This window comes from Changchengzhania lutea, from assembly GCF_006974145.1.
In the GTDB taxonomy this organism is placed as follows: domain Bacteria; phylum Bacteroidota; class Bacteroidia; order Flavobacteriales; family Flavobacteriaceae; genus Changchengzhania; species Changchengzhania lutea.
Window position 1 is genome coordinate 2,734,136 of sequence record NZ_CP039456.1, and the last position, 24,375, is coordinate 2,758,510.

At 35.9% G+C, this 24,375-nt stretch carries 24 protein-coding genes and 1 tRNA gene; 14 read left to right on the forward strand and 11 right to left on the reverse strand.

The window, feature by feature from the left end:
* Nucleotides 1-38: 38 nt before the first annotated feature.
* Nucleotides 39-764 carry an NRDE family protein gene (locus tag FAF07_RS12345; RefSeq protein ID WP_142785392.1) on the forward strand — a complete coding sequence of 242 codons (726 nt, stop codon included), beginning with the start codon at nucleotides 39-41 and terminating at the stop codon, nucleotides 762-764.
* Nucleotides 757-1,749 (forward strand): DUF6695 family protein, encoded by a 993-nt coding sequence (locus FAF07_RS12350; protein WP_142785393.1) that lies wholly within the window; start codon nucleotides 757-759, stop codon nucleotides 1,747-1,749. The genes FAF07_RS12345 and FAF07_RS12350 overlap by 8 nt, the downstream gene beginning before the upstream one ends.
* Before the next feature lie 194 nt (nucleotides 1,750-1,943).
* Here the strand turns inward: FAF07_RS12350 and apaG are convergent, their stop codons facing one another.
* On the reverse strand, nucleotides 1,944-2,330 hold the full coding sequence (apaG, locus tag FAF07_RS12355; protein WP_142785394.1) for a Co2+/Mg2+ efflux protein ApaG: 387 nt from the start codon (nucleotides 2,328-2,330) through the stop codon (nucleotides 1,944-1,946).
* A gap of 104 nt (nucleotides 2,331-2,434) precedes the next feature.
* Nucleotides 2,435-3,685 (reverse strand): type IX secretion system plug protein, encoded by a 1,251-nt coding sequence (locus FAF07_RS12360; protein ID WP_142785395.1) that lies wholly within the window; start codon nucleotides 3,683-3,685, stop codon nucleotides 2,435-2,437.
* Nucleotides 3,686-3,841: 156 nt separating this feature from the next.
* Here FAF07_RS12360 and FAF07_RS12365 point away from each other — a divergent pair, with 156 nt between their 5' ends.
* From FAF07_RS12365 to nqrF, 6 genes are all read left to right on the forward strand, one after another.
* Nucleotides 3,842-5,197 carry a Na(+)-translocating NADH-quinone reductase subunit A gene (locus tag FAF07_RS12365; RefSeq protein ID WP_142785396.1) on the forward strand — a complete coding sequence of 452 codons (1,356 nt, stop codon included), beginning with the start codon at nucleotides 3,842-3,844 and terminating at the stop codon, nucleotides 5,195-5,197.
* On the forward strand, nucleotides 5,197-6,423 hold the full coding sequence (locus FAF07_RS12370; protein WP_142785397.1) for an NADH:ubiquinone reductase (Na(+)-transporting) subunit B: 1,227 nt from the start codon (nucleotides 5,197-5,199) through the stop codon (nucleotides 6,421-6,423). Before FAF07_RS12365 ends, FAF07_RS12370 begins: the two co-directional genes overlap by 1 nt.
* A 118-nt stretch (nucleotides 6,424-6,541) precedes the next feature.
* Nucleotides 6,542-7,291, forward strand: a complete 750-nt coding sequence (locus tag FAF07_RS12375; protein WP_142786615.1) for a Na(+)-translocating NADH-quinone reductase subunit C — start codon at nucleotides 6,542-6,544, stop codon at nucleotides 7,289-7,291.
* A 3-nt stretch (nucleotides 7,292-7,294) separates the two neighbouring features.
* The gene (locus FAF07_RS12380; RefSeq protein WP_142785398.1) at nucleotides 7,295-7,939 is read left to right on the forward strand and encodes an NADH:ubiquinone reductase (Na(+)-transporting) subunit D; all 645 of its coding nucleotides are present in this window, start codon (nucleotides 7,295-7,297) and stop codon (nucleotides 7,937-7,939) included.
* Nucleotides 7,940-8,012: 73 nt separating this feature from the next.
* A complete protein-coding gene (gene nqrE / locus FAF07_RS12385; protein ID WP_142785399.1) occupies nucleotides 8,013-8,735 on the forward strand; it encodes an NADH:ubiquinone reductase (Na(+)-transporting) subunit E in 723 nt (240 codons plus the stop codon).
* Nucleotide 8,736: 1 nt separating this feature from the next.
* Nucleotides 8,737-10,044 (forward strand): NADH:ubiquinone reductase (Na(+)-transporting) subunit F, encoded by a 1,308-nt coding sequence (gene nqrF, locus FAF07_RS12390; RefSeq protein WP_142786616.1) that lies wholly within the window; start codon nucleotides 8,737-8,739, stop codon nucleotides 10,042-10,044.
* 104 nt (nucleotides 10,045-10,148) lie between these two features.
* Here nqrF and FAF07_RS12395 read toward each other — a convergent pair whose 3' ends face one another.
* Complete coding sequence (locus FAF07_RS12395) at nucleotides 10,149-10,598, reverse strand: Na(+)-translocating NADH-quinone reductase subunit F (RefSeq protein WP_142785400.1); 450 nt, start codon at nucleotides 10,596-10,598, stop codon at nucleotides 10,149-10,151.
* Nucleotides 10,599-10,726: 128 nt separating this feature from the next.
* Complete coding sequence (locus FAF07_RS12400) at nucleotides 10,727-14,023, reverse strand: S41 family peptidase (protein ID WP_142785401.1); 3,297 nt, start codon at nucleotides 14,021-14,023, stop codon at nucleotides 10,727-10,729.
* A gap of 318 nt (nucleotides 14,024-14,341) precedes the next feature.
* Here FAF07_RS12400 and FAF07_RS12405 point away from each other — a divergent pair, with 318 nt between their 5' ends.
* A complete protein-coding gene (locus FAF07_RS12405; RefSeq protein WP_142785402.1) occupies nucleotides 14,342-14,719 on the forward strand; it encodes a Na(+)-translocating NADH-quinone reductase subunit F in 378 nt (125 codons plus the stop codon).
* 40 nt (nucleotides 14,720-14,759) lie between these two features.
* On the forward strand, nucleotides 14,760-15,749 hold the full coding sequence (locus tag FAF07_RS12410; protein ID WP_142785403.1) for an FAD:protein FMN transferase: 990 nt from the start codon (nucleotides 14,760-14,762) through the stop codon (nucleotides 15,747-15,749).
* A gap of 7 nt (nucleotides 15,750-15,756) precedes the next feature.
* Here the strand turns inward: FAF07_RS12410 and FAF07_RS12415 are convergent, their stop codons facing one another.
* The 3 genes from FAF07_RS12415 to map form a co-directional block, all read right to left on the reverse strand.
* The gene (locus FAF07_RS12415; RefSeq protein WP_394344957.1) at nucleotides 15,757-16,488 is read right to left on the reverse strand and encodes a class I SAM-dependent methyltransferase; all 732 of its coding nucleotides are present in this window, start codon (nucleotides 16,486-16,488) and stop codon (nucleotides 15,757-15,759) included.
* A 61-nt stretch (nucleotides 16,489-16,549) separates the two neighbouring features.
* Complete coding sequence (locus FAF07_RS12420) at nucleotides 16,550-16,924, reverse strand: GxxExxY protein (protein WP_142785405.1); 375 nt, start codon at nucleotides 16,922-16,924, stop codon at nucleotides 16,550-16,552.
* Between the two features lie 93 nt (nucleotides 16,925-17,017).
* Nucleotides 17,018-17,836 carry a type I methionyl aminopeptidase gene (gene map, locus FAF07_RS12425; RefSeq protein ID WP_142785406.1) on the reverse strand — a complete coding sequence of 273 codons (819 nt, stop codon included), beginning with the start codon at nucleotides 17,834-17,836 and terminating at the stop codon, nucleotides 17,018-17,020.
* Nucleotides 17,837-17,957: 121 nt separating this feature from the next.
* Here map and FAF07_RS12430 point away from each other — a divergent pair, with 121 nt between their 5' ends.
* Nucleotides 17,958-19,223: an acetyl-CoA hydrolase/transferase family protein gene (locus FAF07_RS12430; protein ID WP_142785407.1), complete on the forward strand. Its 1,266-nt coding sequence runs from the start codon at nucleotides 17,958-17,960 to the stop codon at nucleotides 19,221-19,223.
* A gap of 5 nt (nucleotides 19,224-19,228) precedes the next feature.
* Here FAF07_RS12430 and FAF07_RS12435 read toward each other — a convergent pair whose 3' ends face one another.
* Both FAF07_RS12435 and gpmI read right to left on the reverse strand, forming a co-directional pair.
* On the reverse strand, nucleotides 19,229-19,633 hold the full coding sequence (locus tag FAF07_RS12435; protein ID WP_142786617.1) for a BT0820 family HAD-type phosphatase: 405 nt from the start codon (nucleotides 19,631-19,633) through the stop codon (nucleotides 19,229-19,231).
* Nucleotides 19,634-19,685: 52 nt separating this feature from the next.
* Complete coding sequence (gene gpmI / locus FAF07_RS12440; RefSeq protein WP_142785408.1) at nucleotides 19,686-21,203, reverse strand: 2,3-bisphosphoglycerate-independent phosphoglycerate mutase; 1,518 nt, start codon at nucleotides 21,201-21,203, stop codon at nucleotides 19,686-19,688.
* A 249-nt stretch (nucleotides 21,204-21,452) separates the two neighbouring features.
* Between gpmI and FAF07_RS12445 the strand changes: the two genes are divergently transcribed.
* Nucleotides 21,453-21,854: an ankyrin repeat domain-containing protein gene (locus tag FAF07_RS12445; RefSeq protein WP_142785409.1), complete on the forward strand. Its 402-nt coding sequence runs from the start codon at nucleotides 21,453-21,455 to the stop codon at nucleotides 21,852-21,854.
* A gap of 61 nt (nucleotides 21,855-21,915) precedes the next feature.
* Here FAF07_RS12445 and FAF07_RS12450 read toward each other — a convergent pair whose 3' ends face one another.
* Nucleotides 21,916-22,683: a M48 family metalloprotease gene (locus FAF07_RS12450; protein ID WP_142785410.1), complete on the reverse strand. Its 768-nt coding sequence runs from the start codon at nucleotides 22,681-22,683 to the stop codon at nucleotides 21,916-21,918.
* 327 nt (nucleotides 22,684-23,010) lie between these two features.
* On the opposite strand from FAF07_RS12450, the gene FAF07_RS12455 reads away from it, so the two are divergent.
* Nucleotides 23,011-23,436 carry a GNAT family N-acetyltransferase gene (locus tag FAF07_RS12455; protein WP_142785411.1) on the forward strand — a complete coding sequence of 142 codons (426 nt, stop codon included), beginning with the start codon at nucleotides 23,011-23,013 and terminating at the stop codon, nucleotides 23,434-23,436.
* A gap of 48 nt (nucleotides 23,437-23,484) precedes the next feature.
* Nucleotides 23,485-23,557 (forward strand) — tRNA-Gly (locus tag FAF07_RS12460).
* Nucleotides 23,558-23,588: 31 nt separating this feature from the next.
* On the opposite strand, the gene pepE is transcribed toward FAF07_RS12460, so the two are convergent.
* Nucleotides 23,589-24,296 (reverse strand): dipeptidase PepE, encoded by a 708-nt coding sequence (gene pepE / locus FAF07_RS12465; RefSeq protein ID WP_142785412.1) that lies wholly within the window; start codon nucleotides 24,294-24,296, stop codon nucleotides 23,589-23,591.
* Nucleotides 24,297-24,375: the final 79 nt, after the last annotated feature.

Below are 24,375 nucleotides of genomic sequence, written 5' to 3' on the forward strand. Positions count from 1 at the left end.
TTTTGTAAGTTGCTCTACCATTTTCAGACCATAAGTTTATGTGTACAGTAACCATTATGCCTTTAGGGAAAAGTGATTTTGTTTTGACCTCTAATAGAGACGAAGCACCAGACCGGGTATCACTAGTTCCAGAATTTTATACGGTTGATACTAGTAAATTATTGTTTCCAAAAGATGTCCTTTCTGATGGCACATGGATAGGTGTCAGCGATAAGAACAGAGTTATTTGTGTGTTGAATGGTGCTTTTGAATTCCATCAAAGGAAATTAAATTATAGAAAGAGTCGGGGTGTAGTAGCTAAAGATTTTATGGTTGCTGAAGACCTTGAATCTACAATGAGTACCTACAACTTAGGCGATATTGAACCCTTTACGATGGTTGTAGTTGATTGGAATACTACACTTAGATTATATGAGTTGGTTTGGGATGGTTTAGAAAAACATGTGTCGCCATTGCCCTTAGAGCCCAGAATCTGGTCATCTTCAACTTTGTATTCCGGGGCTATGAAAGCCGAACGCTTACGGTGGTTTCAGGATTTTAAGAAGGAAGGTAGACTCGCTGCAAAGACATTATTGGAATTTCATAAAACGGCAGGTAACGGAAATGATGATTATGGTGTGGTGATGAATCGCGGTTTTGTAAAAACAACAAGCATCACACAAGTAGAAAAAACGAATGATGTTGTAAATATGCGTTATAAGAACCTTCAAAGTAATGTGTGTACAGAAAACGTATATAACCTGCCGCAAGTCGTAAATGAATAATTCAGGACTCATCTTGACCTTGGCCTATCCGGAGACCGTTGTTCGGCTTTCTGACGAATGGTTTGCGCCGTTATTAAGATATGTTGGCATTGGTAAAAAAGATTATGTGCGGGCGGGTCATGCGGCATTAGTACTTATTAGTAAGGAAACTGGCATATTAGAGTACCATGATTTCGGTCGGTATATTACCCCGCAGGGGACAGGGCGTGTGAGAGGGAGAGATACTGATAATGAGTTGCATATGTCTTTAGTGGCTGAAATTGAAAAGGATACCATCACCAATTTAGATGCCATTTTAAATTTTTTTGCTACACATCCAAAAATAACCCATGGGACAGGGACATTAATGGTTTCCGTTTGTGATACCATCGATTATGAAAAAGCACGGACATACATTGTTATGACTCTGAATAGGCAGTTTATTCCTTATGCGGTTTTTGGAAAAAATGCATCGAATTGTGCACGGTTTGTAACGGATGTATTGATCGAGTCAACTACAAATGACACCATCAAAAAACGCTTGATAAAATCAAAATGGTTTACACCGAGTACCGTGGGAAATGTACTTTTAGCAAATACAGAACATGTGGTTTATAAAGTTTCAGAAACTGGGGCTATTGAAGAATATAAAGGGTCGCAGACAAATGAAAACATACGTTGTTTTTTAGATAGATTAAAACAATTTGAACCCAATTCTAAGGGTAATTTGGAGCCTATGTCGGTTGAGAAATTGCAAGCACAAGCCCAGTGGTTATCGGGCATTGGCTCTGGTGCATGGTTTGAATTGCATAAAACTGAACATAGCAGATGCTATAATTATAAACGGATTTCACCATATGGCAATATTGATGTCGATGCCATTTTTATGGTTGAGGATGATAGCTTCGATTATGATTCAGAATTTGAATTTATGTATAATTCCAATTGTAAATTCTTTCATGTGAATCAAAGTGAGCGGGTTTATAGATTTGACCGAAAAGTTTAATCCATTTATCATTCAGAGTAGCACTAAAGTGCGACGTAAGAATCTGATTATTGAATAATTTTAATTTAACAGATTGTGATGTCGTCCATCTTCACAATGACCGTGTGATTGGTTTTTTAAATTGTAATAAAACTTTATATAAGAATTAAAAGAAAGCTGTGTCGCCCTAAAAAGGCATAATTCACAATATCAAATTAGTTTATTGCAAATGGTGCACTCAACTTAAAAGTAGGAATGGTAACCTGAAACTTTTTAGTAGTGGTAAAGTTTACCATACTGTAATACCCTTGCATAGCACCAAAAGGAGAAGTTAATAAACAGCCCGACGTGTAGGTGTGGGATTCCCCGGGTTTTAATACGGGTTTTTTACCAATAACACCTTCGCCAGAAACAATTTCAACATTATTTAAAGCATCTAGAATTTCCCAGTGACGTGCGTTGAGTTGTACAGAATCTTTGCTTTGATTTTCAATAGTCACCGTGTAGCCAAAGGCATACTGGATTTTATAATTTTTATAAAACGAACCTTCAAAGGTGGTTTCCACCGAGATTTTAATACCGCTTGTAACTTGTTGAACCATGTTAAATACTGATATACAATGTGTTTGGTGGGCTAAAATAATAAATAAAAATGGGTTAGTATCTTTTTTTAACCTCTTCTGTTAAAATATTAGCTAAACTACCCTTAATTGGAGATGTTCATCGAGTTTCCTTCCCCTAAACCGATAATGCGGTCGTAACGGGCGCCCAAATCTCTATAGTATAAAAGGACTTTGTAATTGTTTTCGGTTTGATAAAAATTACCACTTATGGCACCTTCATCTATAGTCTGATCTGCATTAACTACAACGTATTTATAATTGTAAAAACCTTGTTTTAATAATAACTCGTTAGTATATAGATTGTTATGTTCATCATAAGTCATCTTCGTGCTTTCATCAATAACATAGTTATTAAAATTCCCATATATATGAATATCCTTATCCTTTAATACTTCGTTGGGAGCCAAATAGAAGTGCATCCATACATAATCGGCTTCAATACTTACATCGTCGGCATCAATGGCGGTGATAAGGTAATTGCCGTTAATATCTGGGTTGTATGTGTAGGGTCGCGTTGCTCTTTCGGTATTTACAAACAGAAAATTATGGTATAAATCCCTTAAATCTATAGACTGAATACCGGTATTGGCAGCACGAACATCTTTATTTTCGAAAAACAAATACTCATTGCCGCCGTAAAAACTAGACTCCGAGTCGTATTTGTAAATAAGCTGATTGCCAATGGTGTACATGGGCTTTAAATTGTGTATTGCCGTGTTTAAGTTATTGTTTTGAACAATCAAGGCTTTCACGGTTTGCAACGGATTATTTAACTGCATATTATTGGATGATACCACAATCTCAACACGTTGCATCTCATTTATAGAGTGCACGTCACGCGCCCGTTTTATGATAACCCCGATATTTGTCTTTTCTTCGTAAATCATGAATTTTCTAGAAAACACAAGTTCGTCATAGCTGTTATAAATTTGTAACATATAATTGCCCGAAACGCGTAAACCCCGGGTTTGCTTATTGGGAATTGTAAGTTTATAATGCGAGTAAATTTGATAGGTGTTTAGTGAGTTTTCATAGTTTCGAATGCGTTGATTATCAAAGCCCTGCATAAACTCAGATTTCACTAAAACCGACGGTGTCCAATCGTAATTATAATGTTCGATTTTGTAATAGTAATCATCCTCATTCCCATTAAGGGCATCAAACTCTAAAACCACATATTCTCCTAGCTTTATAACAGGTAATTGAGTTTCGGGGGTATTCCCTTTAAAATTTATGGTTTTTATATAGTCTGGCGGATGAACTTCCTCAACTTGACCAAATGAGGCCACAGTTATGAGCAGGCAACATAGTAATGAGATTAATTTATTCGGCATAAAGAGCGCTGTTTTTTGTAAATATAATCAAATTTAATGCCTAAATTTTATCTTCTATAATAGTGCTCAAATTTCTACTTAAAATATTATGATAACTGTTTATTAAATTCGTATTTTTGCACCGGTTTTTAGACAACTAATTTCAATAAATAAAATATGTCAAACGACATTCGTATTAAAAAAGGTCTAGATATTAATCTTAAAGGTGAGGCCGAAAAAACTACCGAAAAGGCAGTTTTGAGCAACTTTTATGTATTAAGACCTGAAGACTTCCATAGCGTTACCCCAAAATTAATTTCTAAAGTTGGATCTAAAGTAAAAGCAGGTGAGCCTGTGTTTTATGACAAATCTAATGAGAACATCAAGTTTGTTTCCCCGGTTTCGGGTGAGGTTTTAGAGATTGCTCGTGGCGAAAAACGTAAAATACTTTCTGTAAAAATTCAAGCAGATAAAGAACAATCATTTATTGAGCACGGTACATTTAGTGTAGATGGTGCTTCAGCTGATAGTTTAAAAGCACACTTGCAGGCTGCAGGTTGCTGGCCATTTATTAAGCAACGCCCTTATGATGTTATTGCCAACCCAAATAATACGCCTAAAGCTATTTTTGTTTCGGCTTATGCAAGTGCACCCTTAGCGGCAGATTTAGATTATACTTTAAAAGGTAAAGAGGCTGAATTACAAGCGGCATTATCGGCCTTAGTAAAATTAACAGAAGGTCAGGTTCATGTGTCCGTTGGTAAAAATTCCAATTCACCGTTCTCTGGTTTATCAGGAATTACTTTACATCAAGTTTCTGGTCCACATCCTTCTGGAAATGTAGGCACTCAAATAAATAAAATTGACCCTATTAATAAAGGTGAAAATGTTTGGACGCTTAGCGCGCAGGATTTAGTTATTATTGGGGAGTTACTATTGACAGGAAAGTTTAATGCTAATAGAATTGTGGCATTGGTTGGGTCTTCGGTTGAAAAACCAAGATATTTTGAGACAAAGATAGGAAGTGAAATTGCGACCATGATTTATGATCATGGAGTATCTAAAGACAGCAACGATCGCGTTATTTCTGGTAATGTTTTAAGTGGCAAAGAAATACAGCCTGATGGAAATTTGGACTATTACAGTAATGTTGTTACCGTGATTCCAGAAGGGGATGATTATGAATTCTTTGGATGGACTACACCTGTTTTTAATAAAGTTTCAGTGTCAAGAGCCTTAACCTTTTCGTGGTTATCACCAAATAAAAAGTTTGAATTGGATACCAATACAAATGGTGAACATCGTGCGTTTGTTACAACGGGTACTTATGAAGAGGTCTTTCCTTTAGATATTTATCCTATGCAAATTTTGAAAGCCTGCATGTATCAAGATTTAGATGAAATGGAAGCTTTAGGCATGTATGAAGTAGCTCCAGAAGATTTTGCGCTTACAGAATTCGTGTGTGTTTCGAAACAACCGCACCAAAAAATTATAAGAGAAGGTTTAGACTTAATGCTAAAAGAGATAGGATAATGGGTTTAAAAGAGAATTTACATAAATTTAAGGAAAAGAATAAGGACAAAAAGTGGTTGCCTGCCTTTTCTGCACTTCATACGTTTTTATATTTGCCAAATGAGACGACTCATAATGGGACACATATAAAGGCTGCAGATGATTTAAAGCGTACCATGAATACCGTTATCATGGCGCTTATTCCATGTTTAATATATGGTATGTTTAATGCGGGATATCAGCATTACTTTGCTTTAGGGGAAATTGAATCTGCAAACGGATTTTTAGGTGCCTCTTTTTGGACCTGGGATAATTTGGTTGTTGGTCTGTGGCAAGTTTTACCATTGGTAGTTGTGTCTTATGGCGTTGGTTTAGCGGTTGAATTTATATTCGCCATAATCAAAGGTCACGAAGTAGAAGAAGGTTATTTGGTAACCGGTATGTTGGTACCATTAATTGTTCCTATAGACATTCCACTTTGGATGTTGGCCGTAGCTGTCATATTTGGTGTCGTTATAGGTAAAGAAGTTTTTGGAGGTACAGGAATGAATATTTTAAACCCTGCCTTAACCATAAGAGCCTTTTTGTTTTTTGCATATCCAACTTGGATGTCTGGTGATAAGGTTTGGGTGCACGGTGCGGTAGAACGCGATCAAATGATTGCTGCCGGACAAAATTTAGATGCCATTTCTGGAGAAACCATTTTAGGAAGTTATGCACAAAGTAATCCAGTAATTTATGATTATTGGGATATGTTCTGGGGACTCATTCCCGGTTCGGTAGGTGAAACCTCAAAATTCTTAATTATTATAGGCGCTCTATTTTTGATATTTACAAAAGTAGGTAGCTGGAGAATTATTATAAGCACGCTTATTGGAGCCTTAGTAATGGGTTTAATTTTTAATGGTGTAGTAGATGCTGGATGGATTGGAGAATCAAGTAAATTCTACGGACTAATGAGTGTTCCATTCTGGCAACACTTAATTATAGGTAGTATTTTATTCGGTGCCGTGTATATGGCAACTGATCCAGTGACCGCTTCACAAACAAATAAAGGAAAATGGATCTACGGGTTTTTAATAGGATTTATATCCATAATGATTCGCGTATTCAATCCGGCATATCCAGAAGGTGTATTCTTAGCAATCTTACTAATGAATGTGTTTGCACCAACTATTGATCACTACGTGGTTCAAGGCAATGTAAAACGAAGAATGAAACGAGTAAAAACAAGTTTAATCAGTTAATTTTTATATTGATGAAATTTTTTTTAAGAGTTACTGAATGTATTTCAAATTTTTTGAAGCATTCAAAAACAAAAAATTTAAAACAGATGAAACGTCTAAAGGTTAAAACCGCTTAATGATGGAAAAGAGAACAGATAAAAATTCATATACCATATTATTTGCTATCGGAATGGTCTTGGTAGTAGGTGCCTTATTAGCATTTGCAGCCTCGTCATTAGAGCCAAAGATTACTGAAAATAGGCGTTTAGAAAAACAACAGAATATTCTCTATGCCATGGGTGTTAATGATAATGATGAAAACAGCGCAACATTTGTTTCAACAGAGGATGCGCCAAAACTTTTTGAGCAATACATCAAACAACAATTGGTTATTGTGGATGGTGAAGTAAAGGAAGATAATAAGGCTTATTTAATTGATGTTAAAAAAGAAAAATCGGCAGCTAAAGACCCTGATTACTCTAGAAGATTACCATTATTTGTTGGTGAAAAAGATGGTAAAACATTTTATGTAGCACCTATTTACGGAAAAGGTTTATGGGATGCCATTTGGGGATATGTAGCTTTAGATAAAGACATGGTTGTACAAGGGGCATATTTTGACCACAAAGGAGAAACCCCTGGTCTTGGTGCCAATATAAAGCAACGCTATTTTATGGATGATTTTTACGGAGAGCATTTATTAACAGAATCAGGAGTCTTTAAAGGGATCACTGTTGCTAAAGGAAATGCCGATCCAAAAAATAACGACAAAAAGGATAATGAAGTAGATGCACTTGCTGGAGCAACCATTACTGGTGACGGAGTTACGGCTATGATCAAAAGTGATTTAAAGTTGTACTTACCTTATTTTCAAAATTTAAAAAATTAATTTATGGGACTTTTATCAAAAAAAGACACAAAGTTAATCACAGATCCATTAGCAGATAACAATCCTATTACTATTCAAGTATTGGGCATTTGTTCGGCGCTGGCCATTACTGCAGAATTGGAAGCATCTATTGTGATGTCTATATCGGTATTATTTGTATTAGGCGTAGGTAACGTGGTTATTTCATTAATGCGAAATATCATTCCATCAAAAATTAGAATCATCGTGCAACTTATCGTGGTTGCTACATTGGTTATTATAGTAGATTTAGTATTGAAAGCCTTTGCATACGAATTAAGTAAAACACTTTCAGTATTTGTTGGACTTATTATTACAAACTGCATTATTATGGGGCGTTTTGAAGCCTTTGCATTAGGTAACGGGCCTTGGCGTTCATTTTTAGATGGTATTGGTAATGCCGCTGGTTATGGTGTTATTTTAATTATAGTTGGCTTTTTTAGAGAGTTGCTAGGTTCAGGAACACTACTTGGTATTCCAATGCTGGGAGACCCTATTGAGAAGACAGGTTTATACGCTATAGGCTACGAGAATAACGGATTTATGTTATTATCACCAATGGCATTGATTGTTGTGGGTATTATTATCTGGGTACAACGTAGTAGAAATAAAGCATTAGTAGAAGACTAAAATTAGTAAACGGTTAACAGTCGCAGTATGTATTTACTAACACTGAACACTGAGTACTGAATACTAGAAAAAAATGGAACATATAGAATTATTTTTCAAATCGATATTTATAGATAACATGGTATTTGCAACCTTCTTAGGAATGTGTTCATATCTCGCCGTGTCTAAAAAAGTAAGTACAGCTGTTGGTTTAGGAGCAGCAGTAATTTTTGTATTAGCAATTACGGTGCCTTTGAACTGGTTGTTAGATCAGTATCTATTACAACCAGGGGCTTTATCTTGGTTGGGTGAAGAATATGCGGCTTACGATTTAAGTTTTTTATCCTTTATCATGTTTATCGCCACCATTGCAACCATGGTACAACTAGTAGAAATTGTGGTCGAAAAATTTTCGCCATCATTATATAATTCATTGGGGATCTTCTTGCCACTTATCGCAGTAAACTGTGCGATTTTAGGAGGGTCATTATTTATGCAATCTCGTGAAATCCCTACATTAGGATTAGCGACTGTTTACGGTGTGGGTTCAGGAATTGGATGGTTTTTAGCTATTTTGGCAATTGCAGCTATTCGCGAAAAAATTAGATATTCAAATGTGCCACCAGCCTTAAGAGGTTTGGGAATCACCTTTATTATCACGGGATTAATGGCGATAGGATTTATGAGTTTTGGAGGTATGTTAACTGGTGGGGATGAAGACACTCCAGTAGAAGAAAAAACAGCAACTATTGAGTCTGCTGATGATCATACAGAAGACGAAAAAGTGGTAGTGAACAACTTAAAAGATAATGAGTAACATGATATTAGCCGCAGGAACATTAGGAACAGTAATAGCAACAGTAACGGCATTTTTAATTATAACCTTGTTATTGGTAGCCTTACTATTGGTTGTAAAACAAAAATTGTCACCATCTGGTCCAGTAAAAATCACTATTAATGGGGAACGTGAAATCGAAGTGTCTTCAGGAGATAGTTTATTATCTACTTTAGGTTCAGAGAAAATTTTCTTGCCATCTGCCTGTGGTGGTGGTGGAACCTGCATTCAATGTGAATGTCACGTTTTAGAAGGTGGTGGTGAAGCCTTACCTACCGAAACCCCACATTTTACAAGAAAAGAATTGAAACAGGGCGCACGTTTAGCATGTCAGGTTAAAGTGAAACAAGACATGAACATTACGATTCCAGAAGAAGTGTTCGGAATTAAAAAATGGGATGCAACGGTAGTGCGTAATTATAACGTGGCGTCATTTATAAAGGAATTTGTTGTTGAAATTCCAGAAGATATGGGCTATAAAGCTGGTGGATATATCCAGATTGAAATACCGCCTTGCGAAGTAAAGTTCCAGGATATGGATATTACAGCGCACCCTGAAGAGCACGAGACACCAGATAAATTTCAAGCTGAATGGGACAAATTTAATTTGTGGCCTTTGGTAATGAAGAATAATGAAACCGTTGAGCGTGCTTATTCTATGGCATCGTATCCTGCTGAAGGACGTGAGATCATGTTGAATGTACGTATTGCTACACCACCTTGGGATCGTGCCAAAAACGGCTGGATGAATGTGAATCCTGGTATTGCTTCGTCATATATATTCAACCAGAAAGCTGGCGATAAAGTTGTTATTTCAGGACCTTATGGTGAATTCTTTATCAACGAATCGGACAGTGAAATGCTTTATGTTGGTGGTGGTGCAGGTATGGCACCCATGCGCTCACATTTGTATCATTTATTCAAAACCTTAAAAACAGGTAGAAAAGTAACCTATTGGTATGGTGGCCGTTCTAAACGTGAATTGTTTTATTTAGATCATTTCCATCAGTTAGAAAATGATTTCCCAAATTTTAAATTTTACTTGGCGTTATCGGAACCTTTACCAGAGGATAACTGGAAGGTAAAAGAAAACATAGATGCACCTGGTGATGGGTTTGTAGGCTTTATTCATAATTGTGTTATTGATAACTACTTAAATCATCATGAGTCACCAGAAGATATCGAGTTATATTTCTGTGGCCCACCTTTAATGAATCAAGCCGTTCAAAAAATGGGTGAGGATTTCGGAATTCCAGATGAACATATTCGATTTGATGACTTTGGAGGATAAAAATCAATTCTCATACTGAACTTATTTCAGTAACTCACATAAACAAAAAACCAACTGATTTCAGTTGATTTTTTGTTTATATAAAAATCTCCTTTTGAAAAAAATTACGCCAAATGATATTTGGGCTTATCCTTTTCAACCTCCAAAAGTTTGGTGTAATCCATGATGTTTTTGACGCCATCTAATTCGCATAATAAGGTAATTACATTTGTTAACCCATTAAATAGTACATCCTTATCTGTCGGATTTTTTGGCTTGTTATTTTTATGATGAATTGGTAGGGTGTAACCACATCCTTTTAGAAAAGCAGCCTCAATAGTCAATAATTCTAAAGGCGAGTACCCATTAAATTTCCGTCCCATGAGTTGGTGCACCCGACCTATATAATTGAGTTGAATAGTCCCATGATGGTCAGATAAATGTTTCCAACTATCCGTGTTATTTAGAATATTTCCAACAGCACATTGCTTGCAACATTCGGGATGAAGTTGATTCGAGTGAAACGCCACATATAATTTTTTAATGGCCTGTTCTAAGCGGATTGAAGTTTTCATATTTTTTATTCTAAGATACAAAAAAATGAAAAATGATGTTTTCAATATTATCGGTACTAGAACTTTATAGTTTTTTGCCTACTCTCAACTTCACCATTACATGTCTTAGAAAATTCAAAATTCAATTTCTAATTACCTGTGGCTGGTGTTAAAAATTTAGGTGCTGTGATTGTTTTTTTCGTTCCTAACAAATTCATAAGCTCTTTAACTGCACGTTCTAACTGGGGGTCTTCTCCTTTCTCAAGTGATTTTGCATCTTGTCTCACTTTAATATCTGGAGCAATTCCAACATTTTCTCCAATCCATTTGTTATTAACAGGATCGAATACAGCATTGTCTGGTGAGGTTAATGCACCACCATCAATTAATGAATAATGGACAGAAGATTTTACCAAGCCGCCCCAAGTAGTCATGCCAATAAGCTTCCCAGCATTTTGTTGTCTAAATACCCATGGGAAAAAATCGCCACCTGAGCCTGCCATTTCGTTTATGAGCAGTACTTTTGGCCCTAATATACCGGCTGGTAAGCGCATGGGTTGTCCGTTAGGGACTTCATTGGTAATGGCAGCTCTCAGGCTTCGTGTCATTAAATCGACCATATAATCATCTAACAAGCCTCCGCCGTTAAAGCGTTCATCAATCACAGCGCCTTCCTTATCCTGTTGTGCAAAATAATAGCGATTGAACGACACAAACCCAGGGCCACCAGTATTGGGCACCCAAATGTACCCTAAGCGACCATTCGATAATTTTTCTACTAATCGGCGATTGTCTTCAACCCAGGTGCGCTGTCTTAAAGAGTTTTCACTTCGTATAGGTTCTACTATTTCTTTCCAGGCATCTTTAAATTGGGGTTTATCATTAATATGTAAAACGGTCTGTCTGTTAATGGTTCCATCTAACAACTCATAAATATCTATATCCGTTTTTACTTCAGTTCCATTTATTCCAACGATATAATACCCTTGTTTAATATTCAAACCTGGGGCATCCAAAGGACCTGTTAGTCCTGGATTCCAACTCTCAGTTGTATAAATACGATCAATTTTCCAATGACCTTTGTCTACCACTAAATCGGCACCGAGTAATCCAATCCTGTTTTCTTCAACATCAGGGAAATCACCACCAAAAACAAAACTATGGCCAACAGATAATTCACCATTAACTTGATCTAAAATATAGCTTAAATCTGCTCGATGTTTAATGTATGGGACTAACGGCGCATACCTTTTGTATACCACATTCCAATCACGTCCGTGGATATTGGAATCATAAAAATAATCGCGTTCGTAACGCCAAGCTTCTTCAAACATTTGCTCCCATTCTGCTACGTAATCAAGTTTCATGGAAAGCTTGATTTTAATGGGTTTTCCGTCTTTTCCATTGCTGCCAGAGGTACTTATAACGTTCCATCCGTCGGAAACACTAGCCAGCATATGTTTGCCGTTGGTGGTTACTGAAACTTGATTGGCACCTGATAAAAACTCTTTTAATTTTTCATCTTTTAATTTGAACTTATGTATAATATTTCCGCTGCCGTTAGGAATACGTTCCCCTATAAATGCAGAGCCACTAGGTCCAGCAATAATATAACGATAACTTCTAACAGGTATTGGTAATGCTATGGTTCGCCTATTTAGACCTTCAAAGTCTATTATCACTTTTTTGTTTTTATTCGTTTTCTTTTTGTCTTTAGAGTCTTTGTCCTCATCCTCTTTATCGTCGTCGTCGTCGTCGTCGTCTTTCTCGTCTTTTTTGTCTTCACCATCATTATTTTCGTCTTCATCCTTAACCTCTTCTTCATCACTCTTTGGTTTGAAAGGCGAATCATCTTTCGCATCTAGATTAATGACATAAGCAGCATACTCAGGGGAAGCAGTCATGGCACTCGTATTAGCCCAACCAGAACCCAAAGCGACATCTGTACTCGCGAGAAAGTAGAATTGTTTCATATTTAAATCCCAAGCGGGGGAGAAGGAATCTGCAAAACTATCTGTGATGGGTTTGGTCACCTTGCTTTCTACAGACCACAAGTACAATTGTCTGAAATTATTAGTACCAGATTTGGCATAGGCAATCCAATTGGAATCTGGAGACCATGTCATGTCAATGGAACGACGTTCCAAATTATTTCCACCTACATCAATCGTAATTATTTTTTTAGTGTCTAGGGTTAAAACACGTAATCTCACATCATCATCAACAAAAGCAATGTGTTTACCGTCTGGCGACCATGATGGCGACCATGCCATTTTAGATTCACCAATAGAAATACGATTTGGTTTTGATAATCCATCTTGAGAAGAAATCATCAGCGCATAGCCTTTACGATCTTCATCAGAAAACCAAGCGAGTTTATCTCCTTTTGGAGACCAAACAGGTGCTCTATCTGCAATACCAGAACTCTGAGTGATATTTCTAGCATCACCAAACTCTACAGGGACGGTGAAAATTTCACCTCTCGACTCCATGATGGCGCGTTTTCCGTTTGGTGATAATGACGCAGAACGGGAGGATTTGGTTACATCCTCCCATTTGGTCTGTGCCCAGGGGAAATCGCTAACAATATTAATCTCTAATTGGGAAGACTGCTTTGTTGACAAATCATAAATGTGTAAGTAACCATCACGCTCGTAGGTTAATGTATTGCCATTACCAGATAGCCATTTAATATCAGATCCCTTAAAGGAAGTGATTTGGCTTAAGGCTTTGGTTTCGGTGTGGTATCCCCAAATATTTGATATTAAATCTCTATCGGATAAGAAATATATGATGTTACCTAACCAAATAGGCTGAATATCTGTAGTATTGGTATGCGGAATCAGCTCTTCATTTTGGGTTTTCAAATCTAAAATAATTAAAGGTGTATTTTGACCGCCTCTATAGGCGCGCCATTCGGCATCCCATCTGCTAATTTTATCAATAACTATTTTGTTTTCACCTGGTGAAAAACCTCCATTAAACCCCCATTGTTTGGTTATCAACTTTGAAGCACCCCCATTGGTTGGCACTGTCCATAGTCGATTATAAGGTCTGGGAGCTGTTTCTCTTGAGCTCGCATATAAAATATGTGAGCCATCTTTAGTCCAACCTCTTACATTGGCATCACTGGGATGCCATGTGAGCCTTGTAGGTTCACCTCCATTTGCAGATACTACGTAAACTGAATTACTCCCAGCTCTGTTGGAATTAAAGGCAATCCATTTTCCATCTGGTGAAAAATATGGGTTAGATTCTACTGCAGCAGTACTTGTAATACGTTTTGCTTCATTAGAATTTAACTCAGAAACCCAAACATCACCGCCGTAAGTATAGGTGATATGCGTGTCACTAATATCAGGTTGACGAAGTAGTCTGGTTCCTTGTGCAATGCAAAGACTAGAGACCAATAGAAAAATAATGCTGAGCTTAATAGAATGGTTCATATGATATGGATTAAACAGATTCAACTATAAAATTTTAAAAGGATTGGTTGGGTTGGGTTCGCACATGTGGCGAAATAGTGCTTACAGGAACTAAAAGTGATTACTCTTTTAGAGATAAGGTTGATTGGATGGTATGTATTAATTCGTAAACGAATTATGCGCATATACTTACTGTTAATATAGGTCTATGTCATTAATCTGGTAAGTTTGGGATGGTACTCTAAATTATATGTCTTTAAAACACTTTTATTACGTAATGTTTAAAGTTAAACATTTTTATTTTTTATAATAGACAATTAATAATATTAAATTTGCATTATGGGTAAAGCACTTACGGAACAAGAATTACATAACTTGGCCATGAACCACGTTGGTAAGGATTTAGAAAAGCGTGGCTTCGAATTTATAGCCATAAATAGTAAATTGAAAAAGCATCCGCAATTTGTTTGTATGGATAAGAATAAACAGTATTATTTTGTGATTGTAAAAGTAGTTATACTACCAGATAATCCAAATAATTTTGATGTCGTTTGGATGGAATCTTTTAAAAAACACGCTAGGGAAAATGATGCCATTGTTTTATATGCTGGTGTGGGGTTAGGTAATAAAGAAAATGAAAAACAACCAATTTATTTAGACGAAGACTATTTATTGGAATATAATGGTATCCAAGTTTTAGAAACTAATTTGAATTAGAGCAATAAGCGGGCATTTTTAAAATTGAAGATGAATAATTATGAATATAACGAATAGATTTTTAATAGGATTATTCTTTTTAACCATTGCTTTTTCCTGTAAGCCACAACCAAAAAAAAATATAGTTCTTGAAGGCCCTATTTTTGGAACATCATACAAGGTTATTTACAATTCAGATATAAATTTTCAAAAACAGTTTGATAGTCTGTTTTATGTGATTAATAAATCCTTGTCTACCTATCAGGTGAATTCAGATATATCTAAACTTAACAGGAATGAAAATGTTGCAGTTGACCATCATTTTATAAAGGTTTTTGAGAGCTCTAAAACAATATATAAAGAAACGAATGGCGCTTTCGACCCCACCATTGGGGGCATAGTGAATGCTTGGGATTTTGGTCCGGAAGGAAACATTTCTAATTTAGATAGCCTAAAAATTGACAGTTTAATGCAGTACGTTGGACTTAATAAAGTGAAATATGTTCAGAATAAAATTGTTAAACCTCTCAACACTTATTTAGATTTTAATGCGATTGCCAAAGGCTATGCTGTTGATGTTTTAGGCGAGTTTTTAGAATCCCGAAACATAGAAAATTATCTTATAAATATTGGAGGGGAGCTACGTTCCAAAGGGATAAATATCATGAGCAATGATTTTTGGAAGGTAGGCGTTGAAGACCCTAATTTTGATGGTTCTCAATCTATAAATAAAATCATTTTATTAAAAGATCAAGCCATGGCGACTTCTGGGACGTACAGAAAATTTTATGTAGATGAGGATGGTAATCGTTATGCTCATATTATTGATGCTAAAACAGGCTATCCAAGTCAAACGAATTTACTCAGTATTTCAGTCATTGCAGAAAATTGCATGCTGGCCGATGCTTATGCCACGGCATTTAAATCGATGGGTCTTGAACAGGTACAATTATTTTTGAAAACACATCCAGAACTAAAAGTATTTCTGATATTTGAGAACGACGAGAAGCTATTAGAGACACGCTCACTTAATGGTTTTCTTGAAAATTAAATCAGAATTATTTATAACAAACCGGTATAACTTCGCCCTTGGCTAAACAATATTTTATAATATCTTCTTCAGCAAGATTGGACGTATAGTCTACTTCTTCAACCCTGAAGCCAATAGCGCGTAATTTGTCAAAATAATCCAGACCATAAATTCGAACATGATCGTATTGACCAAAAATTTTAGCACGTTCTATTTTGTCCGTAATCGTATTGTCTTCAAATGTGAGTTGTCTATTTAAATCTTGCGGAATTTGAAAAATACCTATGCCACCTGGTCTCATCACTCGATACAACTCTTGCATCGCTTTGGTATCATCTGGAATATGTTCTAAAACGTGATTGCATAAAATCACATCGAAGGTATTGTTTTCAAAAGGAAGATTACAAATATCAGCTTTAACATCAGCTAGTGGTGAGTTTAGATCTGTTGTGGTATAATTTAAATTCTTTAGGTTTCTAAAGCGTTTGTAAAATGCCTGCTCAGGAGCAAAGTGAAGCACCTTTTTGTCAGAAGAAAAGAAATCGGTTTCATTTTTTAAATACAACCAAAGCAATCTGTGGCGTTCTAAACTTAAAGTAGACGGTGACAATACATTATCACGCTGATTACCATATCCGTATGGCAAAAAGGTTTTGAAGCTTTTACCATCGATAGGATCTGTAAATTTTTTTCCTTTTAAAATTAAACTTAAAATAGGTGTTGCTAAATAACTTAACCTTATTAATAAAGGTCTCGGCACTAGGTTTAGTATGATTTTGAAGATTTTTTTCGACACGAATTTCACCAATTTTCACGAACTATTATAAAACGATTCTTTTATATTTTAAACTATCTTCACCAAAGTTAATAAGAATGCCAAGTTTTAATTTGGAAACAGCCAAATAATTTAAGGTTTGTTTTACGTTAGCAGAAGTGAGACATGCGATGGCTTTTATTTCTAAAACTATTTTATTATCAACAATAAAATCTGCTTTGTATTTATGTGGTAATAAGTTTCCTTTATAGTTTATGTCGAATTTTTTCTCTCTTGAGTAGTTGATATCATTATCTATAAATTCAATTTCTAAAGCATCACTATAAACTATTTCGTTAAATCCTTTTCCTAATTCATTATGAACCTCCATACAAATACCAATAATTTTATAAGCTTCTTCTTTGTGATACAGGGTGCTCATTAAATAATAGATTTAATTGTGAAAATTTACATGGGTATTATTAGTGAAAATTAGTGAAATCCGTGTCAAAAAAAAATAATTTTATGACAGAGGCTATAAAACCAAAGCCTCTTGTCTAAATTCATTTTCCTCATCACTTTCAATACCTAATGCCTCATAAATATAGGCAAAGGTTGAGAGTAATTCTGGCTTTCCATCAACAAGGGCCACATCATGTTCAAAATGAGCACTTGGTTTGTTGTCCAGAGTGGTAATAGTCCAACCGTCTTTATGTTGTTTTATACGATGTGTTCCCATATTAATCATAGGCTCTATAGCCACAACCATACCTTCCACAAACTTTTTGCCACGTCCGCGTTTTCCATAATTAGGCATTTCTGGGTCTTCGTGCATTTTTCTTCCTAATCCATGGCCAACCAATTCTCTAACCACACCATAACCATGATCTTCACAGTATTTTTGAATAGCATACCCAACATCACCAACACGATTGTTTAGCTTGAATTCTCGTATGCCCACATAAAGGGATTCTTTAGTCACTTGTAGTAATTTTTCGGTCTCAGGTTCTATCTCACCAACAGCAAAGGTATACGCGTGATCGCCGTAAAAACCATTTTTAAAAGCGCCACAGTCAATAGAGATAATATCGCCTTCGACTAATGGCTCACTTGTAGGAAAACCGTGCACCACCTGGGTGTTCGGGCTCATGCATAGTGTGTTAGGAAAATCATACAGACCTAAAAACCCAGGAATAGCGCCTTGGTCCCTAATATATTCTTCAGCAATTTTGTCTAATTGTAAGGTCGTAACACCAGGCTTTATTTCTTTAGCTAAGAGCCCTAATGTTTTTGACACGATTAAAGCGCTTTCACGCATTAATTCGATTTCTTCTTTTGTTTTTACTATAATCATCTTATAAAAATAATGGCAAAGATACTTAAAATATAATTTTTATTTTTTTTGAAGTAATATGATTTTTGACAGTTTTTTAGAAGACATGGATGCTTAATTTTGTAAATCAAATAGTAAGAAGATGTACAAAATTGTCACTGCCGAAGATGCCGTTAAGGAAATTAAATCTAATGATAGAGTGTATGTGCAAGCCGCCGCTGCCGCCCCACAATTATTAATTAAAGCGATGTCTGAAAGACATGCTGAATTAAGAAACGTGGAGGTTTGTCATTTACATACCGAAGGGGAAACACCTTATGCTAATCCAGAGCTTGAAAAGAGTTTTCATGTCAATTCGTTTTTTATAGGTAAGAATGTGCGGCACACATTAGCAGCAGGAAATGGCTCCTATACCCCTGTGTTTCTTAGTGAATTGCCATTGTTATTTAAACGAAATATTATACCGTTGGATGTCTCGCTAATCCATGTGTCTGTTCCTGATAAGCATGGGTATTGTTCTTTAGGAGTTTCCGTTGAAGCTACTTTAGCTGCCATTGAAAACGCTACCATTGTGATTGCACAGGTGAATGAGCAAATGCCAAGAACACATGGCGACGGGATTATTCACCATACTGAAATTGATTTGTTCGTAGCATGTAATGAGCCAATACCAACGCATGATGTTTGTGTTCCAAGTGTTATAGAAAGCAAAATAGGCGATTATGTTGCCAGTCTTATTGAAGACCGAAGTACGTTGCAAATGGGAATAGGTAATATACCTAATGCCGTTTTATCTAGACTTACCAATCATAAAAATCTAGGATTGCATACTGAAATGTTTTCCGATGGTGTCATAGATTTAATTCTGAAAGATGTTATTAATGGAAACTTTAAAGGTGTAAATCCTGGGCGTGCATTAGCTACTTTTTTAATGGGTTCAAAACGTTTATATGATTATGTTGATGATAACCCATTTGTTGAATTACGCACTTCTGATTATGTTAATGATGTCTCAATAATTAAACAAAATCCAAAAATGGTAGCCATAAATTCGGCTATTGAAGTCGATGTTACGGGACAGGTCTGTGCAGATTCTATTGGAAGCAGAATGTATTCTGGAGTTGGTGGGCAAATGGATTATATTAGAGGCGCATCTTTAAGTGAAGGTGGTAAAGCCATTATTGCATTACCATCTGTAACAAAAAAGGGCATCAGCAGAATTGTACCAACTTTAAAGCCAGGTGCTGGTGTTGTAACTACTCGGTCACATGTTCATTACGTGATTACAGAATATGGTATTGCCAATTTATACGGAAAAACAATTAAAGACAGGGTGAAAGCCTTGGTCAATATTGCGCATCCAGATCATAGAGAAGCGATTGATAAAGCCTATTTTGAATTAATTTGAAGATTTTATTTAAAGAAACTAAAAAATCCTTTTTTTTGCTCGGTTACTGGAGGCTTAGTATGAGTTAGAAGTTGATATATTTCTCCCCAACCAATAAACCCGCCTACATTTCTATCGTCTATAAATAGGTCGGCGTGAATTTTCCTGCTCATGTTGTTTTCAAAGTTCTCTTCAGGAAAACTACTATTTACGGCATAGAAATGAACACCATTATCTTCACAGAATTTCACAGCTTCTTCTAACTTAGAACCGTGTCTATAGGTCCATAAAATAAGACGGTGGCCATCTTCTTGAAGTTTCTTTAAAGTTTCAAAAGCAAACATATTGGGCTTACCAATTTTGGGGTAGGCATCTTCTACGATAGTGCCATCAAAATCAACTGCAAGAATAAGCGTATCATTAAAATTCATTTTCATAAGACTTGGGGTTCGTACAAAAGTACAACAAATTCTATGGCTGCGTTTAAACTAACGCATGCTGTGTCATTGCTTTTGGTTGCTCAATGCCCATTAGTTTTAAAATGGTTGGAGCCATATCACCTAAAATACCATCCTTAATGTGCTTTAAGTCCTTGTCAATTAAAATAATTGGTACTGGATTTGTTGTATGTGCTGTGTTTGGTGATCCATCTGGGTTTATCATAGTTTCACAGTTACCATGATCTGCAATTAAGAGTGTGGTATATCCATTTTCTAGAGCGGTAGTGACCACATCTTTTACACACGAATCGACTACTTCGCAGGCTTTTACCGCAGCTTCCATGACACCCGTATGACCGACCATATCACCATTGGCAAAGTTTAAACACACAAAATCAACGTCGCCTTTTTTTAATTCAGGCACCAATGCATCACGTAGCTCATAGGCGCTCATCTCAGGTTGTAAATCGTATGTTGCTACTTTTGGAGAATTTCTTAGAATTCTTGTTTCTCCCTTAAAAGGCGTTTCTTTGCCACCTGAAAAGAAAAATGTAACGTGTGGGTACTTTTCAGTTTCTGCAATTCTGATTTGCGTTTTCTGATGTTTCTCTAAAACTTCACCTAAAGTATCTGTTAAATTATCTTTATTGAATATCACATTGATATTGCTATAAGTATCATCATAATTGGTAAGCGTGACGTAACGCAACTCTAGTCTGTGCATATTCTGCTCATGAAAATCTTTTTGTGTCAGAGCTTCTGTCAATTCGCGCCCACGATCTGTTCTAAAATTAAAAAAGATAACCACATCCCCATCTTTAATTTTTGATATAGGTTCACCGTTGTCACCAACCATGATAATAGGTTTTATGAATTCATCGGTAACATCATTATCATAATTTTTCTGCATCGTGTGGGTCACGTTGGTTGAAGCTTCTCCAACTCCATTCACTAAAGCATCGTAAGCTAATTTTATGCGTTCCCAGCGTTTATCTCTGTCCATGGCGTAATAGCGCCCTGTGACGGTTGCTAATTTGCTTTGGGTCTTTTCCAAATGTGTTTCTAATTCTGTTAAAAAGCCGTAGCCAGATTTTGGGTCTACATCGCGACCATCTGTAAAAGCATGAACGTAGGTGTTGGTCAAGCCAAAATCGTTTGCGGCATCTAGCAAGCCAAATAAATGATTAATATGGGAATGCACACCACCATCACTTAACAATCCTAAAAAGTGCACATCCTTATTTTGGGATTTCGCATATTCAAATGCCTCAACCAGTACTTTTTCTTTATTTAAGGTTTTGTTTTTAACAGCTAAGTTTACTTTAACTAAATCTTGATAAACAATACGGCCTGCACCAAGATTCATATGTCCAACTTCACTATTTCCCATCTGGCCTTCAGGCAATCCAACGTGTAAACCATCCGTTCTTAAACTTGCAAAAGGAAAATTTTTGTATAGGGAATCTATAAAAGGAGTGTTGGCTTGATCGACTGCGGAAACTTTAGGATCTGGAGAATTTCCCCAACCATCAAGAATCATTAAAATGACTTTTTTATTCATGAATTAAGATGCTTTTTTAAACGCTTCAAAGATAAAGAAGTTATGGAAGAAAAACTTAATAATGCGTTCTAAAATAAGATGGTATGGATGGTTTTCTAGAGTTATTAAGACTGCTACAACTAGTTAACTATTTGTGAATTAAACGTTAAAAATGTGTTATAATCGATTTTTTTTGTAACAAATTTAAAATAATGTCGTCTCTTTAGTATATCAAAAAACGAATCAATAATCAAATTAAAATCTTTCATCATGAAAAAAACAATCATTATTTCCGCCATCGCATTATGCTTTTCAATTGTAAGTGTAAATGCAAACTCTGTAACTGAAACAAAAACTTTAGACGAATACAGCGTTGTTCTTCCTTTTAAAGTAAATGCTTTTTGCGTATCTATTGCTAAAGGGGACATTGACACTGTAAAAAAACTTATAGATAGAGGAGAAGACATCAACGAAAAATCTAACGGTATGACACCGGTCATGTACGCAGCAAAATTTAATAGAGTTGAGATTTTAAAACTTTTAATTTCTAAAGGAGCAAACTTAAAAGCCCGTTCGGATAAAGGTATGACGGCTTTAAAATATGCCGAAATACATAAAGCGGTAGATGCTTATGCTATTATAAAAGAAGCTACGAAAAGAAAAAAAAAATAATTTAATAATTATTTGGAGTTAGTCGCTCACAAAAAAGCCTCGTGATCACGAGGCTTTTTTGTTATTGGTTTCTATATTTTTCAATAGCTTCTTGAATCTTTTCCATTCTATTATCAGGATCAGGATGAGAACTTTGAAATTCGGGTACTCTATTAGGGCCAGCAGCATCCTTTAATATTTGCATCACGCCAATCATTTCTTCTGGATTGTAACCAGCTTTCATCATAAATAATACACCAAGGTCGTCACTTTCCAATTCGTCACCTCGTCCATTTTTTAAAAGGGTTTGTTGCCCAATACCACCAACAAGACCACCCATGTCTGCACCAACAGAGGCGCCGGTACTTACTTTTTGCCAAAACTCACTTTCAGCTATGCGTTCTGCAGAATGCCTTCCAATCACATGCCCAATTTCATGGCCTAAAACTCCAGCTAATTGATCTTCATTTTCAAGTTTTGAGAATAATGCTTGCGTTATAAATATTTGACCGCCAGGAAGTGCGAAAGCGTTTATGGCATTTTCATCTGCTAGTAAATGAAACTCATAATTATAAGGTGTTTCCCTAGCGATGCTGTTATTTACTAGTTTATTGCCAACATTGTCAACCAGCGCTTGATACTGATTATTAGGATGCAATCCACCGTGCTGTTGCGCCATCTCGTCTCTATTGTCTAAGCCTATGGCGATTTCTTGATCCGAGGTCATATTAATAACTTGTGTGCGACCTGTATACGGATTGGTTTCCTTACTATTGCAACGTTGCACAAATGCAAAGGCAACAATCGCTAAACCTATGAACAATCGAATTTTAAAATTTTTACTTCTCATAGCTGTGATTTTGATTCTGAACTCATCTTAACTTTTTGTTTTTAACCGAAAATGAGATAGAATTTGTCCAGATGAGGCGCTTTTTGAAAAGCATAGCATGGCTACGGATAAAAAAAGTAACAAAATATGGGCAAATTTTAGCCATTTTTTTAGGTAATAGAAAAAGTCAAGATGAGTTCTCTGTCAAAAGTATAAAAGTTAATGCTAGATTATTAATGCATTTCATTTAATTTGTAGCCTAATAACATTTGCATTAACAATTGCATTTGAGAGTTTATTAAATATTAAATATTGAGGATTGTAATAGTTAAATAATAACGCATCATTATGGCTTTTTTGTTTAAAATTATTGAAAGCGAAAATATTGATCTTGTAATACCACTGGTTCAAAAATTGAATGGACATCAGGTTTCAGATGCTATTCTAAAACAGCGTTTTTATGAAATGATTGAACAAAATTATGAGTGTGCCGGTATTTATAGTGATGAAAATTTAATTGGTATTTGTGGTCTTTGGTACTGTACACGACATTATTCAGGTAAAAGTGTTGAAGTAGATCATGTTTATATTGACGATGCTTATAGAGGGCAAGGTTTAGGAAAGCAATTTTTTAACTGGATTTACGAATATACCAAAGGCAAAGGCTACGAAAGTATGGAGCTAAATACCTATGTGAGTAATTATGCATCGCACAAGTTTTACTATAATGAAGGCTTTAATATTTTAGGCTATCATTTTTTTAAAAAGTTGTAGAATTTGTTGCTACGGAGAAAAGAGATTTAATATATTTGCGCCATAATTGCGGGAGTAGCTCAGTTGGTAGAGCGTCAGCCTTCCAAGCTGAATGTCGCCAGTTCGAACCTGGTCTCCCGCTCTAAAAGCTTCACAATTCTGTGAGGCTCTTTTTAATGCATCTCGTTTAATTCGGTGCCAGATTCAACTTCATAAGGCGCTTTGTTACATTCAAAAATACGCGCTGTTAAGACCCCTTTTAATACAATTGATTCGCCTTCAACCTGTAGCCAACTGCCTTCTCTTAAACCAATAACCGGTTCTGTGTTAAAATTATGGAATTCTTTAATTCTAGTTTCCCGTGTTTCACCCATATGCGTGCTGTTGGTATCGGGATCTAAATAGTGTGGATTTATATTAAATGGGACTAAGCCAAGAGCCTTAAAACTTGGTGGATAAACTACGGGCATATCATTTGTAGTCTTAACAGTAAGACCACAAATATTACTTCCGGCACTTGTTCCTAAATAAGGCGTCCCACTATTTATACTTGACTTTAAGGCATTGAGAAGATCATTTTTATAAAGTTGGTTGATTAAAACAAAGGTATTGCCCCCACCTACAAAAATAGCTTCGGCATTTTCAATGGCTTGTTTCGGATTATCATAGGTATGAATGCCTTCTACCTTTTTATTGATTTTAACAAAAGCTTTACGTGCCACATCAGTATAATCATCATATGACATGCCGCTGGGTCTTGCATAAGGAATGAACAGCACAGTTTGGGCGTCTTTTAAATGTCGCGCTAAATCTTCTAAAATATAACTTAAATAATCGCCACCGTGCACTGTGGATGTGCTAGCAATGATAATGTTTCGCATGGGTACGTTTTTTAACTTGAATTATCACAAATATAGCTTTTATAGAAACTTTATTAATGTTTAGGTGCCAAATTAAGTT

Bases quoted from the DNA above. Each gene is read 5' to 3' on its own strand.
- FAF07_RS12345 (WP_142785392.1), top strand. From the start codon at position 39: ATGTGTACAGTAACCATTATGCCTTTAGGGAAAAGTGATTTTGTTTTG.
- FAF07_RS12350 (WP_142785393.1), top strand. From the start codon at position 757: ATGAATAATTCAGGACTCATCTTGACCTTGGCCTATCCGGAGACCGTT.
- apaG (WP_142785394.1), bottom strand. From the start codon at position 2,330: ATGGTTCAACAAGTTACAAGCGGTATTAAAATCTCGGTGGAAACCACC.
- FAF07_RS12360 (WP_142785395.1), bottom strand. From the start codon at position 3,685: ATGCCGAATAAATTAATCTCATTACTATGTTGCCTGCTCATAACTGTG.
- FAF07_RS12365 (WP_142785396.1), top strand. From the start codon at position 3,842: ATGTCAAACGACATTCGTATTAAAAAAGGTCTAGATATTAATCTTAAA.
- FAF07_RS12370 (WP_142785397.1), top strand. From the start codon at position 5,197: ATGGGTTTAAAAGAGAATTTACATAAATTTAAGGAAAAGAATAAGGAC.
- FAF07_RS12375 (WP_142786615.1), top strand. From the start codon at position 6,542: ATGGAAAAGAGAACAGATAAAAATTCATATACCATATTATTTGCTATC.
- FAF07_RS12380 (WP_142785398.1), top strand. From the start codon at position 7,295: ATGGGACTTTTATCAAAAAAAGACACAAAGTTAATCACAGATCCATTA.
- nqrE (WP_142785399.1), top strand. From the start codon at position 8,013: ATGGAACATATAGAATTATTTTTCAAATCGATATTTATAGATAACATG.
- nqrF (WP_142786616.1), top strand. From the start codon at position 8,737: ATGATATTAGCCGCAGGAACATTAGGAACAGTAATAGCAACAGTAACG.
- FAF07_RS12395 (WP_142785400.1), bottom strand. From the start codon at position 10,598: ATGAAAACTTCAATCCGCTTAGAACAGGCCATTAAAAAATTATATGTG.
- FAF07_RS12400 (WP_142785401.1), bottom strand. From the start codon at position 14,023: ATGAACCATTCTATTAAGCTCAGCATTATTTTTCTATTGGTCTCTAGT.
- FAF07_RS12405 (WP_142785402.1), top strand. From the start codon at position 14,342: ATGGGTAAAGCACTTACGGAACAAGAATTACATAACTTGGCCATGAAC.
- FAF07_RS12410 (WP_142785403.1), top strand. From the start codon at position 14,760: ATGAATATAACGAATAGATTTTTAATAGGATTATTCTTTTTAACCATT.
- FAF07_RS12420 (WP_142785405.1), bottom strand. From the start codon at position 16,924: ATGAGCACCCTGTATCACAAAGAAGAAGCTTATAAAATTATTGGTATT.
- map (WP_142785406.1), bottom strand. From the start codon at position 17,836: ATGATTATAGTAAAAACAAAAGAAGAAATCGAATTAATGCGTGAAAGC.
- FAF07_RS12430 (WP_142785407.1), top strand. From the start codon at position 17,958: ATGTACAAAATTGTCACTGCCGAAGATGCCGTTAAGGAAATTAAATCT.
- FAF07_RS12435 (WP_142786617.1), bottom strand. From the start codon at position 19,633: ATGAATTTTAATGATACGCTTATTCTTGCAGTTGATTTTGATGGCACT.
- gpmI (WP_142785408.1), bottom strand. From the start codon at position 21,203: ATGAATAAAAAAGTCATTTTAATGATTCTTGATGGTTGGGGAAATTCT.
- FAF07_RS12445 (WP_142785409.1), top strand. From the start codon at position 21,453: ATGAAAAAAACAATCATTATTTCCGCCATCGCATTATGCTTTTCAATT.
- FAF07_RS12450 (WP_142785410.1), bottom strand. From the start codon at position 22,683: ATGAGAAGTAAAAATTTTAAAATTCGATTGTTCATAGGTTTAGCGATT.
- FAF07_RS12455 (WP_142785411.1), top strand. From the start codon at position 23,011: ATGGCTTTTTTGTTTAAAATTATTGAAAGCGAAAATATTGATCTTGTA.
- pepE (WP_142785412.1), bottom strand. From the start codon at position 24,296: ATGCGAAACATTATCATTGCTAGCACATCCACAGTGCACGGTGGCGAT.